This is a genomic window from Candidatus Nitrosopumilus sp. bin_32a (assembly GCF_054095935.1).
This window is the reverse complement of record NZ_JBSWSN010000007.1, coordinates 1-15,020: the sequence shown is the minus strand read 5'-3', so window position 1 is coordinate 15,020 and position 15,020 is coordinate 1. Positions and strand designations below refer to the sequence as shown.

Annotated in this window: 19 protein-coding genes; 3 read left to right on the top strand and 16 right to left on the bottom strand. The window is 34.7% G+C overall.

Annotated elements, in window-relative coordinates; translation table 11 throughout:
* Positions 1 to 887, bottom strand: an 887-nt coding sequence (locus tag ACW9XH_RS08645) for an ATPase V (RefSeq protein ID WP_457760260.1), incomplete at its 3' end; no start/stop codon positions are given.
* A 125-nt stretch (positions 888 to 1,012) separates the two neighbouring features.
* Here ACW9XH_RS08645 and ACW9XH_RS08640 point away from each other — a divergent pair.
* Entirely contained in the window at positions 1,013 to 1,324 is a 312-nt protein-coding gene (locus ACW9XH_RS08640) for a hypothetical protein (protein WP_457760259.1), read from the top strand.
* Here the strand turns inward: ACW9XH_RS08640 and ACW9XH_RS08635 are convergent.
* Positions 1,313 to 1,981: a phosphatase PAP2 family protein gene (locus tag ACW9XH_RS08635; RefSeq protein WP_457760258.1), complete on the bottom strand. Its 669-nt coding sequence runs from the start codon at positions 1,979 to 1,981 to the stop codon at positions 1,313 to 1,315. The two genes, ACW9XH_RS08640 and ACW9XH_RS08635, sit on opposite strands and share 12 nt — an antisense overlap.
* Positions 1,982 to 2,103: 122 nt before the next feature.
* Here ACW9XH_RS08635 and ACW9XH_RS08630 point away from each other — a divergent pair, with 122 nt between their 5' ends.
* Complete coding sequence (locus ACW9XH_RS08630) at positions 2,104 to 3,330, top strand: phosphoglycerate kinase (protein WP_457760257.1); 1,227 nt, start codon at positions 2,104 to 2,106, stop codon at positions 3,328 to 3,330.
* Here the strand turns inward: ACW9XH_RS08630 and ACW9XH_RS08625 are convergent.
* From ACW9XH_RS08625 to ACW9XH_RS08570, 12 genes are all read right to left on the bottom strand, one after another.
* Entirely contained in the window at positions 3,323 to 3,670 is a 348-nt protein-coding gene (locus tag ACW9XH_RS08625) for a hypothetical protein (protein ID WP_457760256.1), read from the bottom strand. The genes ACW9XH_RS08630 and ACW9XH_RS08625 overlap by 8 nt on opposite strands.
* 1 nt (position 3,671) lies before the next feature.
* Entirely contained in the window at positions 3,672 to 4,115 is a 444-nt protein-coding gene (locus ACW9XH_RS08620; protein WP_457760255.1) for an iron-sulfur cluster assembly scaffold protein, read from the bottom strand.
* Positions 4,112 to 5,356, bottom strand: a complete 1,245-nt coding sequence (locus tag ACW9XH_RS08615; RefSeq protein WP_457760254.1) for a cysteine desulfurase — start codon at positions 5,354 to 5,356, stop codon at positions 4,112 to 4,114. Before ACW9XH_RS08615 ends, ACW9XH_RS08620 begins: the two co-directional genes overlap by 4 nt.
* A 3-nt stretch (positions 5,357 to 5,359) precedes the next feature.
* Positions 5,360 to 5,668 (bottom strand): Rieske (2Fe-2S) protein, encoded by a 309-nt coding sequence (locus tag ACW9XH_RS08610; RefSeq protein ID WP_457760253.1) that lies wholly within the window; start codon positions 5,666 to 5,668, stop codon positions 5,360 to 5,362.
* 4 nt (positions 5,669 to 5,672) lie between these two features.
* On the bottom strand, positions 5,673 to 7,073 hold the full coding sequence (gene sufD, locus ACW9XH_RS08605) for a Fe-S cluster assembly protein SufD (RefSeq protein ID WP_457760252.1): 1,401 nt from the start codon (positions 7,071 to 7,073) through the stop codon (positions 5,673 to 5,675).
* Between the two features lie 28 nt (positions 7,074 to 7,101).
* On the bottom strand, positions 7,102 to 8,502 hold the full coding sequence (sufB, locus tag ACW9XH_RS08600; RefSeq protein WP_457760251.1) for a Fe-S cluster assembly protein SufB: 1,401 nt from the start codon (positions 8,500 to 8,502) through the stop codon (positions 7,102 to 7,104).
* A gap of 77 nt (positions 8,503 to 8,579) precedes the next feature.
* Positions 8,580 to 9,377, bottom strand: a complete 798-nt coding sequence (locus ACW9XH_RS08595) for a uroporphyrinogen-III synthase (RefSeq protein WP_457760250.1) — start codon at positions 9,375 to 9,377, stop codon at positions 8,580 to 8,582.
* A complete protein-coding gene (gene cobA / locus ACW9XH_RS08590) occupies positions 9,377 to 10,117 on the bottom strand; it encodes a uroporphyrinogen-III C-methyltransferase (RefSeq protein WP_457760249.1) in 741 nt (246 codons plus the stop codon). Before cobA ends, ACW9XH_RS08595 begins: the two co-directional genes overlap by 1 nt.
* Positions 10,114 to 11,049 (bottom strand): hydroxymethylbilane synthase, encoded by a 936-nt coding sequence (hemC, locus tag ACW9XH_RS08585; protein ID WP_457760248.1) that lies wholly within the window; start codon positions 11,047 to 11,049, stop codon positions 10,114 to 10,116. Before hemC ends, cobA begins: the two co-directional genes overlap by 4 nt.
* The gene (hemL, locus tag ACW9XH_RS08580; protein ID WP_457760247.1) at positions 11,046 to 12,323 is read right to left on the bottom strand and encodes a glutamate-1-semialdehyde 2,1-aminomutase; all 1,278 of its coding nucleotides are present in this window, start codon (positions 12,321 to 12,323) and stop codon (positions 11,046 to 11,048) included. Before hemL ends, hemC begins: the two co-directional genes overlap by 4 nt.
* Before the next feature lie 25 nt (positions 12,324 to 12,348).
* The gene (locus ACW9XH_RS08575; protein ID WP_457760246.1) at positions 12,349 to 13,032 is read right to left on the bottom strand and encodes an MIP/aquaporin family protein; all 684 of its coding nucleotides are present in this window, start codon (positions 13,030 to 13,032) and stop codon (positions 12,349 to 12,351) included.
* 5 nt (positions 13,033 to 13,037) lie between these two features.
* Positions 13,038 to 13,439, bottom strand: coding sequence for an arsenate-mycothiol transferase ArsC (locus ACW9XH_RS08570; protein WP_457760245.1), 402 nt, complete (start codon positions 13,437 to 13,439; stop codon positions 13,038 to 13,040).
* 63 nt (positions 13,440 to 13,502) lie between these two features.
* Between ACW9XH_RS08570 and ACW9XH_RS08565 the strand changes: the two genes are divergently transcribed.
* Positions 13,503 to 13,784 (top strand): ArsR/SmtB family transcription factor, encoded by a 282-nt coding sequence (locus ACW9XH_RS08565; protein ID WP_457760244.1) that lies wholly within the window; start codon positions 13,503 to 13,505, stop codon positions 13,782 to 13,784.
* Here the strand turns inward: ACW9XH_RS08565 and ACW9XH_RS08560 are convergent.
* Together ACW9XH_RS08560 and ACW9XH_RS08555 are read right to left on the bottom strand one after the other, a co-directional pair.
* A complete protein-coding gene (locus ACW9XH_RS08560; protein WP_457760243.1) occupies positions 13,781 to 14,083 on the bottom strand; it encodes a P-II family nitrogen regulator in 303 nt (100 codons plus the stop codon). The genes ACW9XH_RS08565 and ACW9XH_RS08560 overlap by 4 nt on opposite strands.
* A partial coding sequence (locus ACW9XH_RS08555) for a sodium-dependent bicarbonate transport family permease (RefSeq protein WP_457760242.1) occupies positions 14,080 to 15,020 on the bottom strand: 941 nt, incomplete at its 5' end. The genes ACW9XH_RS08555 and ACW9XH_RS08560, both read right to left, overlap by 4 nt.

The following is a 15,020-nucleotide window of genomic DNA, read 5'->3' as shown; positions in this document are numbered from 1 at the left end:
GTCTTTTTCTTTGCCGGACTCTTCTTAGATGCAGTCTTTTTCTTTGCCGGACTCTTCTTAGATGCAGTCTTTTTCTTTGCCGGACTCTTCTTAGATGCAGTCTTTTTCTTTGCCGGACTCTTTTTAGATGCAGTCTTTTTCTTTGCCGGACTCTTTTTAGATGCAGTCTTTTTCTTTGCCGGACTCTTTTTAGATGCAGTCTTTTTCTTTGCCGGACTCTTTTTAGATGCAGTCTTTTTCTTTGCCAATAATGCTTTTAATTTGGAATATGCATTTTCTAACGATTTTTGTGCAGATTCTTCGGCTTTTGTTCGTCGTTCTAATTCTTTGATGAATTTTTGTGCTGCCTTATGACTTTCAACTTTGGTTTCACGCAAAGAAGGTTTTGATTTAGTTTGTTTTTGGATTTTTGAAACAATTTTTGATTTAATGTCAGAGAAATTTGCAACATCATCAGAAATCTTTTTAGCAGTTTTTTCTCTGCTTTTAATTTCCTCAACTAATTCATTTACATGATCATTTAATGAACGTAATCTGGCCTCAGCATTTTCCTTTTCAATTGGGCTTTCAGCGAATTCAATTTCTTGCTCAGCCTGGTCTATTGCCTCTTTTTCCTTAGCAAGTCTGTCTTCTGCCGTGGTTATCAATCGTCCAATACTTTCCAACTGAGCATTTTTTCTTAAAAGAACTGTCGAAACATCAGTGGATTCTTCTCGTTCAGATTCAATTTTCTTGTCAATTGTTTGAAGACCGGATGAAGAGCGTTTTTCTGTAGAACGCAGTTCTTTAAGTTGATTTTCAGCTTTTTGACGAAGTTTAGTTGCTTCTTGTTTTTTTTGTCGTAATTGAATTACGAGTTTATCTAATGAGACCAATGATTGAATCAAGATAAAAGAGTCGGTTAAGTGGTGAATATGACCATGATTTGACTTTCATGTAAAGAAAATTAACTTCAATTGATCGCTAAAAGGGATTTTTTAAAAAATATTAGTAAAGAGAGGTTACTAAAATTATGGAATTTCATCCAAATGATTTGCAAATATCTAAAACATTCGATGTTAAAGATGAGAAAGAGGCAATGATTGCCGTAGAAAAGATGGTGAATCTAGGATTCAAAGGAAAAAAAGAAGGATACAAGGTATTGATGCCAAAAGAATCAAAAATTGCTAAAAGAATAGGATACACTGTAACAACAGGAATTACCACAGGCCTAAGACAAAAAAAAGAAGACAGAGATATCAAATATTGGACATACCATCATGATGACGACCACTATGCAATAGTTCTGATACACCGGGATGTTTTAACAGAATTAGGTTATTGATTTATCAAAAATTTTGTAAAGTTTGGTTCTCTTTGCCATAACTCCAGATAACATAACTCCAATTACTGCACCGCCAATTACATCCATAGGATAGTGTTCCAAAACATAGAGTCTGCTCAATGAAATCAAAATAGGATACAGGAACATCAGATATGCACCACGTGGAAATCTTTCAGATAGTGCATATCCCAAAATAATTGCAAATATCATCGACCTTGCTGCATGACCAGAAGGATATGATGCATCATATCCACCCTCGCAAAACAAGGCAAAGGTATCTTTGCTTACAGGTACGGGAAATGAAACGGATTCATACTCAAAATCAGGCCTATCACGGTCAACACCACATTTAACATAACCAGTAAGCAATGTTGAAATTACAATTAAAATCATCAAGGTGACCCCCACTCTTCTGGTTCTTGGAATTATTAATATCAAAATTGCAAAACCCAACATCCACAAAGCCTCACCGCTTTCTGTCATAGATTGCATTATGAGATCAAGTGAAGGATTCCCAACATTTTCAGAAAAAAACAATATGACATTATGATCAAAGGTTTCTGTGATTCCAGAATATACCATAGCTGTGATAATTAAAAAGAAAATTGTAAGAAAAACAAATGAGCGAGACCGAATATCAAAAATCCAATTTTGCAATTAATTGAACCTCAAGCACGTATCTTTTAATTTTTGTCAATAGATAAGTTTTGAAAATGTCAAAGAGAGTTTAGAAACAAGATAAAAGAAAGGATTCTGATCGGCTCAAAGAATTTAACCAAGTGGACAATAGACAAAATGTGAAGGTTCTCACACTAGATGATTTTGACCTAAAAGGTAAGACCGTTTTTTTAAGAGTCGATATGAACTGCCCAATAAACCCCGAAACGTTGGAAATTTCAGGTACTAAAAGAATTGAAGAAGCAATTGAAACTTTACAATCACTAAAAGAAGCAAAGGTAGTCATCGGCTCACATCAGGGAAGAGTTGGGAATAATGAATATATCGGGATGGACAAACATGCCAAAGTTCTTGAAAAATTAATGAATAAAAAAATAAAATATGTAGAAGATACAATCGGAGAAGCTGCACAAAATGCAATCAAAAACTTAGAAAATGGAGAAATTTTACTTTTAGATAATCTTCGATTATGTGCTGAAGAAAATTATGAATTTACTCCAGAAAATGCAGCTAAAACAATCATGGTTTCACGTTTATCAAAATTATTTGATCTCTGTGTATTAGATTCATTTCCAAGTGCACACAGATCACACCCATCAATTGTAGGATTTGCACAAGTGTTACCTGCATGTGCAGGAAGAATTGTAGAGAGAGAAGTAAGAAATCTAGATGAAATAATGACAGTAGCCAAAGCCCCTCACGTGATTGTGTTAGGAGGATCTAAAATTCCAGACAGATTAGAGGCAATAAAATTATTGATTCAAAATGGTCGTGCAGATCATGTTCTATTAACAGGATTAATTGGCAATGTCTTCATGCGCGCTCAAGCTAGAATCAAATCACCACTCGGAATAAAACGAGAAGACGAAGTTGTTGCAAAAGCTCACTCATTGATTGGAGAATATCCAGATGTATTTGCAACCCCGGTGGATATTGCAATTAACAAAGATGGAGAAAGAGTGGAGATGGATGTAAGGGAAATGGGCAAAGGTGACAAAATATTCGATTTAGGTCCAAAGACTGTAGAATATTATTCAAAATTAATTGCAGGTGCAGGAACGGTATTCATTAGTGGGCCTGCAGGATTTTTTGAGAAAGAAAACTTTAGTTATGGAACAAACGCATTGCTCAATGCAGTTGCAAACTCCATGGCAACAACTATTGTGAGTGGAGGACATCTAACTACAGCGTTAAAACAACAAGGATTGGCAGATAAAATTGATCATGTCAGCACAGCAGGAGGTGCGTTGGTACTTTATCTTACAGGAAAAAAATTACCAATGATCAAAGCGTTAGAAGATGCTGCAATTAGACACAGAACTAAATAATGGATTTACAAGATGGGTTTGGACATAATCTTTCTTCGGATGAACCCAAATAGACATCATGGTCGCATGCATTACAATGAAATTTTTCAATAGGATCAAATAATTTCAAATATACAGTAGTAAAATTCTGAGCAATATTTCTTGCAAGACCAGAATCACAAATATCTGTAAAAAAGGATTCAGTGTCATCAATAATCCAAGAAGGGTCAAGGTCACCATTGGATTTTATCATTTCAAAAATATCATCATTTGTGAATTTAGTATCAACATCATTGAATTTTTCAAAGATTATTTTTCTTATTTGAAGTGCAATCGGAATTGTAGGAGTAAAATCACTCATACTAGTACAGATTTGCTGCCTCTTCTTTTAGTTTATCCACATCTTGAGTCTCACTGAGATTCTTTCCAATGTAGGTATAAAGTGCAGATTTGAGGACCTTGAGAGAAAGCAATGCACATTTGATTCTAACAGCTTGAAGATGTTCAAGGCCTAATTCACCCAAAACATCATTTTTTTCAATTGCTCTTACCTCATCAAGACTTTTTCCCTTTGTAATTTCAGTTAAAACTGAAGAGCATGCCATGCAGATGGCACATCCTTTTCCATGAAATTTAATATCAGTAACTTTGTTTTCATCAATTTTCATATCAATATCAATACTATCACCACATAGAGGGTTAGAGTCATGAAATGTCACATCATGGTTTTCAATCTCTCCATAGTTTATTGGATTTCTTGAATAATCTACTATCATTTCATGATAAATGTCTGCATTACTACTCATAATTTGAACACCTTTGCCACAATATTTAATGAATTTACCAGAATATCAATGTCTTGTTTAGTATTGTAAATGTAAAAGCTAGCCCTCGATGTGGCTGAAACGTCTAGTCTCTCCATCAATACTTGTGCACAATGATGTCCAGATCTAACAGCAATTCCTTCTTCATCAATGATTTGAGCGACATCGTGGGGATGAACATCTGCAAAATTAAATGAAATAACACCACCGCGTTTTGAAATATCCTTTGTACCATAGATGTGAAGTCCTTTAACTGCAGATAGTTTCTCGAGAGCATATTTTGTTAGTTCAATTTCATGTTCACGGATATTATCCATTCCAATTTTTGCAAGATAGTCAATCGCAGCCCCAAATCCAATTACATCTGCAATGTTTGGAGTACCTGCTTCAAATTTGTAAGGTAAGTCATTCCAAGTAGTTTCATATTTGTGAACTTCTCTAATCATGTCACCGCCACCATGAAATGGAACCATTGTTTCTAAAACAGATTTTCGAGCCCATAAAACACCAATTCCCGTAGGCCCCAGCATTTTATGACCAGAAAATGCAAAAAAGTCACAACCTAATTTTTCAATATCAACTTTCATGTGTGGAACTGCCTGAGCGCCATCAATTAGAGTAAGAACGCCTGCAGATTTACATTTTTCAATAATTTTTTCAGCATCAGTGATTGTTCCAAGAACATTGGACATTAAACTAAAAGTTACAAGTTTTACTTTACCTGTGGCAAGATATTTGTCAAGATCATCTAAAATCAATTCACCGTCATCATCCATTCCAATATATTCTAATTTTGCATGTTTTTCTTGTGTAAGGAGTTGCCATGGCACAATGTTACTGTGATGCTCATATTCAGTTGTAACAATAATGTCACCTTCCTTGATGTGTGGCCTACCCCACGAATATGCAACTAAATTTATTGCTTCAGTAGTGCCTCTAACAAATATGATTTCTTGGCGATTTTTTATGTTAACAAAGTTTGCAATTTTATCTCTTGATGCCTCATAGGCTTCAGTAGATTCCTCAGCTAGAGCATAAACCGCTCTGTGGATATTTGCATTGTGATTTCGATAATAATCAGTAATAGCATCAATCACTTGATTTGGTTTTTGTGTGGTAGATGCATTGTCAAGATATACAAGAGATTTGTTATCCCTAACAGTTCTTTTTAAAATTGGAAAATCTTTTCTTATATTTTCAAATAAGGATTCTGTACTTTGCATATCTTAAATCTCCACATAAATTTCGTTGGCGTCTATTTTAACATTGTATATTTTTAGAGGAGTTTCAGCAGGAAGATTTTGAGGTTCGCCATTAACTAAATTAAAAACAGAAAGATGTAACGGACATCTAACACCTTCATCGCTGAGAAAGCCAGTGGAAAGATCTGCATCAGCATGAGTACAAATTAAATCAGTTGCATGTATTTTTCCCTTGAGATTGGCAATTAGTAATTTTTTACCTTCATGTATGAATCCAAAAAGTTGACCATCTTTTACCTGCTCCAATGTGCAAGCTTTAATCCATTCAGACAAAATATCACCGATACTTGTAGTGTTGTTCGATTTCAGAATCTTCGTTGTAACGAGTCTCTTCAATTTCAACAAATTTTGCCAATTCTGCATCAGTGTTAATTGTAAGTTCTTTATTTTCCCATTTAGATTCAATAAGATAAGCAATCCATGCTCTAACTTGAAAAGACATTTTTCTTGAAAGTGGCTCTAAGAATCCTTCAACAATTGTTCTCTCAGCTTCTTCCTGAGTAAGACACCTAGTTTTAAGATAGAAAATTTGTTCCTCATCAATTTGTGCAACAGATGCAGAGTGGGTAGCCTTTACATCATTGGTGAAAATTTCTAATCCAGGAATTGCATCAGATTTTGCGTCTTTATCTAAAAGAATGGAACGGCCAGACAAAAATGAATTTGATTTTGCAGCATTTTCTTTAATTCTAATCATGCCCTTGAAAAGAGATTTTGATTTATTTCTTAGAATTGATTTTTCAACTACTCTTGCCTCAGTAGATGGGCTTTCATGATTTACATTAGTTTGAATATCAAAGGATTGTTCATTATTTCCAAAAATCACTTCAGAGTCATTAGAAGACGCACCATTACCATTAAGGAAATATTCAATTTTGTATCTAGATAACAGGGATCCAAATAATCCAGAATACCAATTTACTTTTGAATCCTGGGCCAAATCAGTTCGTCTTGTTGTAAAGGTTACAGCATGTTGATCCATCATTTGTAGAGTAGTGATATCCAGCTGTGCATTTGCTGCAAGATTTGTGTTTAGTAATTCAAGATATGCTTGTTGTGCTTCAGTTTTTGGAGAATACAGTTCTTGAACAATTGCAGCCTTGCTACTTTCATCTGCAAATATTATATTTCTAGAAATTACAGAATGATCATCATCAGATAGACATGTCAAAAAGTAGATAGGTTTGTCCAATACCAAATTACGTGGAATATGAATAAATATTCCAGAATTAAATGCAGCATTATTTAGTGCTGTAAATTTATCATCTTGAGATTTAGAGGCATCTAATGCTTTTTTTACCAGTTCAAAATTATTTTTAATTGCATCAGAAATTGAAGAAATCACTAGTCCTTTAGATTTTAATTCATCAGGGAGATTTATTTTATGAACATTAGTTCCAATTTGAATAATACAAATTTCTTTATCTAGCTCACTTAATCTCTTTTCAAGAAAATCAGGAACAGTTGTAGTTGTGGATGTCGAAAGGGATACTTTTTCTGGATCCATTTTTTTTGCATCAGTGTATTTGTTGTAAAGAGGAGACATTTCAATTGGTAAACTTTCATAGATAGAAAGTGAACTTTTTCTATAATCTTTTAGCCAATCAGGCTCATTTCCTGATGAGCAAATCTCATCAATGTGAGTAGTGCTGAGTTTTGAAAGAAGTGCATTGGACATGATTCATCGAAATTATATTTTATGGAGTTTATCCCACCGAATCATCCATCTCAAGTTTAATGAGTCTGTTTAGTTCAACAGCATATTCCATTGGCAATTCTTTTGTAAATGGTTCCATGAAACCATTAACAATTAGAGATAATGCTTCTTCCTCACTGAATCCTCTACTCATAAGATAGAAGATTTGTTCGTCACCAATTTTTCCAACTGTTGCTTCGTGGGTGATTGTTGCATCTTCTTGATTGATTTCCATGTATGGGTAAGTATCAGTTTTAGATGTATCATCTAAAAGCAATGCATCGCATCTTACAGTGGATTTTACACCAGTAGCACCTTTTGCCACATGTAGCATTCCTCGGTAAGTGGAACGTCCATCCAATCTACTTACGGACTTTGATGTAACTTTAGAAGTAGTATTTGGTGCAAGGTGAACCATTTTGGCACCTGTATCTTGATGTTGTCCTTTACCAGCAAATGCAATAGATAGTGTTTCACCATAAGCACGTTCTCCCATAAGATAGACTCCAGGATACTTCATTGTTAGTTTACTTCCAATGTTTCCATCAATCCATTCCACGGTTGCACCTTCATGTGCATAAGCACGTTTTGTTACAAGATTGTAAACATCTGCACTCCAGTTCTGAATGGTCGTGTATCTTAATTTTGCATCTTTGAGTGCAACTAGTTCTACAACTGCAGAGTGAAGGGATTCTGAAGAATAGACAGGAGCAGTGCATCCTTCAATGTAATGTACTTCTGCACCTTCATCTACAATTATCAGTGTTCTTTCAAACTGACCAATGTTTTCTGCATTAATTCTAAAGTATGCTTGTAAAGGCATGTCAATATGAACGCCTGGTGGAACGTAGATAAATGAGCCGCCACTCCAAACTGCACTGTTTAATGCGGCAAATTTGTTATCCTCTGGAGGAATAATTTTACCAAAATATTTTTTGAATAATTCTGGATGTTCTTTTAGAGCTGCATCAGTATCTAAAAAGAGAACTCCTTGTTTTGCCAAGTCTTCTCTTAGGCTGTGATATACAACCTCAGATTCGTATTGTGCACCGACGCCGGCTAAGAATTTCTTTTCAGCTTCTGGGATTCCAAGTTTATCAAATGTTTTTTTGACGTTATCTGGTACATCATCCCAATTCTTTTCTACTTTGTCAGATGCCTTTGCATAATAGTAAATATTTTGGAAATCAATTGTACTAAGATCTCCACCCCAAGTTGGCATGGGTTTTTTCATAAAAATTTCATAAGAACGTAATCTGAAATCAAGCATCCATTGTGGCTCATCTTTCATTTTACTAATTTCGATTACAGTTTCCTTAGACAGGCCTTTCTTGCTAAGGTGGACATATAGTTCAGTAGAATCCTTAAAGTCATATTTTGAATAATCCATGTCTAGATTTTCAGCAGTCATGTCCATCATAACCCCGTTATATTATAAATACATGAGGAAAAATAGGCAGAGCTAAATAGCTTCAGCTAAACTTTAGACTAGGCAGTCAGAGTGTTTTTCATTGTATCAAAAGCGCCTGCAACTGTATGTGTTTCAGATATGACATAAGAAACATCAAATTTCTTTAATTCCTCAGAAGTGAAAGGGCCAATACACACAAGGGCTAATTTTGAGAGACGGTTAATCAGATCAGATTTTTCATAATCTTTGTGCATAATTTCAAAGAATCCACGAACAGATGATCCACTAGTAAAGATAACACCGTCAACTTTATTTTGAGAAAATAATTCTCGAAAACCATTCCATTGAGTAGTGTCTCTAAATGCACATACATCATACAGATGAATTTCTACAACATCAATTCCAATCTTGTTTAGTAATTCTTTAAGAAAAGAATTTGATGCGCCACTGCGAGGAATAATTACTTTTTTACCAACAGCATGAATTTGAGAAAATTCCTCGCCAACTCCAACTGAAGAATAGTTTTTTGGCTCGTGATTTACTTTGATACCATATGATTTTAGAGATTTAGTAGTTTTAGGACCCACAGACATCACTGCAGTATTTGCAACTGCCAATTGTAATTTCTCAAAATTTCCAATATTTTTTGCAGTATCAAATAGTATCTTTACTGCTTTTGAGCTTAAAAATACAGAGTAATCAGGATTTTCAGTTTCAACCAGATTCAAAAAGTCATCAACAATTTTTTCACCCTTACTGACAAGCTCTATTGTAGGCAATGGGATCGGGATTACTTTGTTTTGCTCAGCAAGAGAGATAAATTCTGAGGCATCATCTTTTGAGCGAGTTATGGCAATAGTTTTTCCATCAAGCATTATTTCCACCCTATAGTGTCGGATAAATCAACTACATATCCAATGATAATATTTGTTGGGGGAGTAATTTTATTTTCTTTGACTTTTTTTGCAATGTTTGTGACTGTTCCTTTGATCATTTTTTGTTGAGGAGTAGTTCCATTTTGAATTACAGCTACGGGAGTTTTTTTATCCATTCCTCCAGCAATTAGTTGTTTACAAATAACATCAATTCTAGATAAGCCCATCATAATTACAATTGTGTCAACTGATTTTGCAAGATTTTTCCATTTGACAATCTCTTTTTTCTTTTCTGGATCTTCATGTCCTGTAACAAAGACTACTGACGAGGCATATTTTCGATGAGTTAACGGAATGCCAGCATATGTTGCAGAACCAATTCCAGAAGTAATTCCCGGAACAATTTCATATTTTATTTTGTTTTCTTTAAGAAATTCTGCCTCTTCACCACCGCGTCCAAAAATAATCGGGTCACCGCCCTTTAGTCTAACTACGTTTTTTTTAGATTTTGCATATTGTACCATCAAATCATTAGTTGTGTTTTGATGTGTTGTATCATCGCCTACTGCACGACCGACATAGACTTTTTCAGTTTTTTTTGGAATCATTGAAATTATTTTTTTACTAACTAATCTATCATACAAAACCACATCTGCTTTTTCAAGTAATTCAACTGCACGTAATGTAATTAATTTACTATCTCCAGGTCCTGCACCAACAAGATACACTTTTCCAGTCATGACTTATTCCATTCCTCTACTTTTTCTCTCCAATTTAATGCAAGATCATTTACACCTTTCTCACGTAGCTCCATTCCAACACTTTTTCCCAGTGATGCAGGATCATCCTTCTTTCCAGTTTTGTTTACCTGAAGAGATTGTTTTCCATCTACTGAAAATGCAGATACAGACAGAGTCATCTCAGAACCATTCGACTTTGCATATGCCCCTAATGGAAATCTACATCCAGAATCAACATAGTCAGAAAGAGAACGCTCAGCCTCAATCTCTAAACGAGAATCAGGATCTTCAATTTTTTTAAGCATTGAAATAGTTTGAAAATCATCAGCCCTTGCAACAATTGCAATGGCACCCTGTCCCGGAGATGGAGAAAAATCTTCAATAGATAATGGAGAATATTTTACATCCACACCAAGTCTTGAGATCCCAGCTTGTGCAAGAACAATTGCATCATAATCTTTTCCAGAAGCTTTTTTGATTCTAGTTTCAATATTTCCACGAATTGGTTTTACAATTAGATCAGGTCTTTTTCTTGAAACTTGCACTGCACGTCTAAGGGAGCTGGTTCCAATTACAGAACCTTTTCGGATATCATCCAATGTTGAACCATCTAATGAAATAAACACATCATTAACTACTTCACGTTTAGGGATAGATGCCAGTATTAGATTTTCATCTAGTTCGGATGGAACATCCTTTAAACTGTGTACTGCAAAATCTACTTCCTTTTGAGCAACAGCCCTATCAACTTCTTTTTCAAAAATTCCCTTTTGGTCAATTGTGAATAACGGTCTTGCATCAGTATCACCCTTTGTAGTAATTGTCTTTATTTCATATTCGCAATCAGAATTGACTTTTTTTAATTCAGAAATTACCCAGTTGGTTTGTGCAACAGATAACTGACTCCCTCTAGCTCCTACTATATACTTCAATTTTTCACCGATTTTAATGCCAAATGATATGCATCAAGGGTCTTGTTCAGATCAGTTTGAGTATGTGCATCAGAGAGAAAAACTACTTCAAACTGAGAGGGTGCGATAAATATTCCATTTTTCAATAAAGTCTGAAACATTTTTCGGAATTTCTTTGCATTGGCATTCTTTGAGGTCTTATAATCTACAACAGGCTTGTTAGTAAAGAAAATCTGGAACATTGAGGCTGTAAAGTTGATTTGGTGAGGTATTTTCAGGTCAGTAGCCATATCATCTAGTGCAGTAGAAAACAAAAGATTGAATCTTTCAAGTTTTGAATAGAGTTTATTTTTTATTTTGTTTATGGTTTTAATTGAACTAATTGCAGCACTAACAGAAATTGGATTTCCTGCAAATGTACTTGCTTGGTAAACTTTACCACCAGGAGAAAGTAAATCCATGATTTCTTTTTTACCACCAACGGCTGAAATTGTAAATCCATTACTCAGTGCTTTGGCCATTGTAGTGATGTCAGGGTTAATTCCAAAATGCTCTTGTGCCCCACCAGGTGCAACTCTAAAACCAGTAACTACCTCATCAAAAATTAATGGGATGTTATTTTCTTTAGTAATTTTTCTTAAATCAGAAAGGAAATTCTTTTCAGGTAAAATCAATCCCATGTTAGCAAGTATTGGTTCTACAATAACCCCTGCAATGTCTTTATGTTTTTGAATAGTTTTTTGTAAATCTTCAATATTGTTGTACTCTACAACCAAAGTATTTTTTGAAACTTCATCTAATCCACCATCAGAAACAGATATTCCATTATGAGCAGACCCTGATCCTGCTTTTACTAAAACAGAATCATGGGCACCATGATAGCACCCTTCAAATTTTATTATTTTTTTCTTTTTTGTAAAACCACGTGCTAATCTAATTGCAGTCATCGTAGCCTCACCACCAGTATTCATCAATCTTACTTTATCAATAGATGGGAAATTTCCAATGATTAGTTTTGAGAGTTCAATTTCAGACTCTGTAGGAGTACAGTAAAGAGTGCCTTTTGTTAATTGATTGGAAACAGATTTGAGAATTTCTTTACGTCTATGTCCTAAGAGTAATGCACCATATCCATTGCAAAAATCAATGTAACGTTTATCATCAACATCCCAAATGTATGCACCATTTGCTTTTTTTGTAAAGAACGGATAAGGCTCAAAATATCGAACAGGGCTATTAACTCCTGAGGGAATTACTTTTTTTGCAATATTGAATAATTTCTTTGATTCAGACATCATTCAAGGATATTTTGGGTCATTATTATTCGTAATTTGTAGCTCTTTGTGCTTGAAATTTCTTTCGGAATAGAAAAGCAGCCATACTAGTTCCAACATATGGAGCAGTCCAATAGAGCCATAGATTCTCAAAAGTGCCAGACAATAATGCGGGAGCAAGTGCCCTAGCAGGATTCATCGAAGCCCCAGAAATAAAAGCTAAAAACAAGATATCCAATCCCACTATTCCTCCAATTGCAACACCGCTAAATCCTCTCAGACCCTTTGTATACACAACATAAAATATTACACCCATCAACATTGCAGAAGCTAAAACTTCAACTGTGAAAATTACAAAAATTGAAAAATCATGATTAGGTGCATTTACACCAAGGTTTGCTTTGTCTCCAATGAATGTTAAAACAAAAAGTGAACCCAGTGTTGCACCAATCAGTTCTGCTGTAAAATAATATATGATTTGAATTTTTGATATATGTCCCGTAATATAATATCCGATAGTTACTGCAGGATTAAAATGTGCCAGAGATACTTTTCCAAAAGAATAAACGCCAATCAATAATGCGATGAATGGGGCCAAAGCAGCAAACGGAATTCCCAATTTTCCATCAAAAACTTCAGCATCATAAACAATTGAACCAGTTGCAAAAATTACGAGAATGAAAGTTCCAACTAATTCTACAGTAAAAATTTGTAAATTAGAATACGCCATTTATTTTATGCCTCAAGAGTTTTGATGAGATTTATCACCTCAGATTTTATTTTGTCACGAATTGTTCTAACTTCTTCAAGAGATTTTTCTTTTGGATCAGAAATATTCCAGTCAAGCAGATCTTTAACAAACAACGATGGACATGACTCTTTATCCATACATCCCATGTTAACGGTCTTAGTAGAGTTTGCCAACATGGAATCAGATAACAGTTTTGGAATTTGTTCTGTCATATCAATTCCAATTTCTTTCATCACCTGTACGACGATTGGATTAAGTTGGGAAGAGGGCAAAGTACCAGCACTGGAAACGTTGAATCGTTTTGATGCAAATTTTCTAAAAAATGCCTCAGCCATTTGGCTCCTACCAGCATTTTCTACGCACACAAATAGTATATTTTCAGGCATCCTACAACATCACATAAATATCAGTTTATATAAATTTAAGTTGATATGAATGGGATCAGTCTTTTGAAATGTATTTGTAATGAAACACGTTTTGAAATATTGGATCTTTTACAAAAAAATAAAGAATTATGCGTAAACGATTTTGTTGAAAAATTAAAAAAAGATCAGCCACTAGTTTCACACCATCTAAAAACATTGAAAAAATGCGGAATTGTCAAATCAAGAGATGAAGGAAAAAAAGCAATGTATACAATATCAAACAATCAATTATCAGAATTAATATCCAACGTTACAAAAACTAGTAAAAAAATTCCTGTTTTATGCTCAAACGACAAGTGTTGTTAGAATTTTTCAATTCTCACCACACTGACATCGCTAACGTATAGAACGATAGCAAAATTGGCAAACATTGTTCTTGAGATCTCTTCAACAACATCTTGTAATTTTTCTTCACGCATGATAACTTCAACTTTGACATTTTTCTCGTTTTTAAAACCCTGGCCACGAATTCCACGTGCTCCATTCCCATCAACCTCATAAGCTGTATATCCAGTGATCTCATGTTTGTTTAATATTTCAATAATATTTTTTTGAGCAAGAATCTCACAAGTGACAGTCAGTAATTTTACAGTGTAGAGTTTCATATCCAATCCCTTATGATATAATTGAATAAGTCTATCGATCCTTCCCCATCATGAACAATTGTAGAGAGGGCAAACATGATTGGAAGTAAGATTATGATGTTGTATGGAAATGTAATTCCCAATGCAGATGTAATGTAAAGGCTCGGATTCGCTTGAGGGATGGCATGACGTAGAACTGCAGGTGCTGCAATAAATGAGGCACTAGCTAACAACAATCCAAACATCACTGCCCCTCCCAGGCTCAAACCCATGGCAGTTGCAACCAATACTCCAATTATCCCATTAAAAGTTGGCATGATTACAGCAAACGCTGTAAGGAAAATTCCAACTTTTTTAATATCATCCAATCTTTGACCGGCAATAATCCCCATCTCAATCATGAAAATTACAATTGCTCCAGTAAACATTTCGTCAAACACTATTTTGATAGAATCAAATCCAGATTCACCGATGATGTAACCTATCACAATACTTCCAAGAAGAATAACTATTGCCTTGCCAGTTATGGACTCGTGTAAAACTTGGGAGAGTTTTGTTTTTGTTTCTTGAATTCCCATATCAAGATCAGATGCATCATCCCCAGTGAAAGATTTTTTTTTCTGACGAATTTGTTTTGAAACTTCCATGTTTGTCAAAAATATTGCCATTATGAAAGCAACAGGTTCCAGGACAGCTAAAATCGCTGCAAGATATCCTTCAGATGTGACTCCCTGATTCTTTAAGAAGGACAAACCAACTGAAAACGTAACGGCCCCTACTGCACCGTAGGTAGATGCTAATGCATAGGAATCAAAAATGTTGAATTTCCCCAGTCTTCTCAAAATTTGATAATGATTTAATGTGAATAACAAAGATAGTCCAATTGCAACCAGCATTGGAATCAGCATGTTTTCAAATCCCTGTCTCTTATACACATCTCCGAGCCCACGAGACAGTC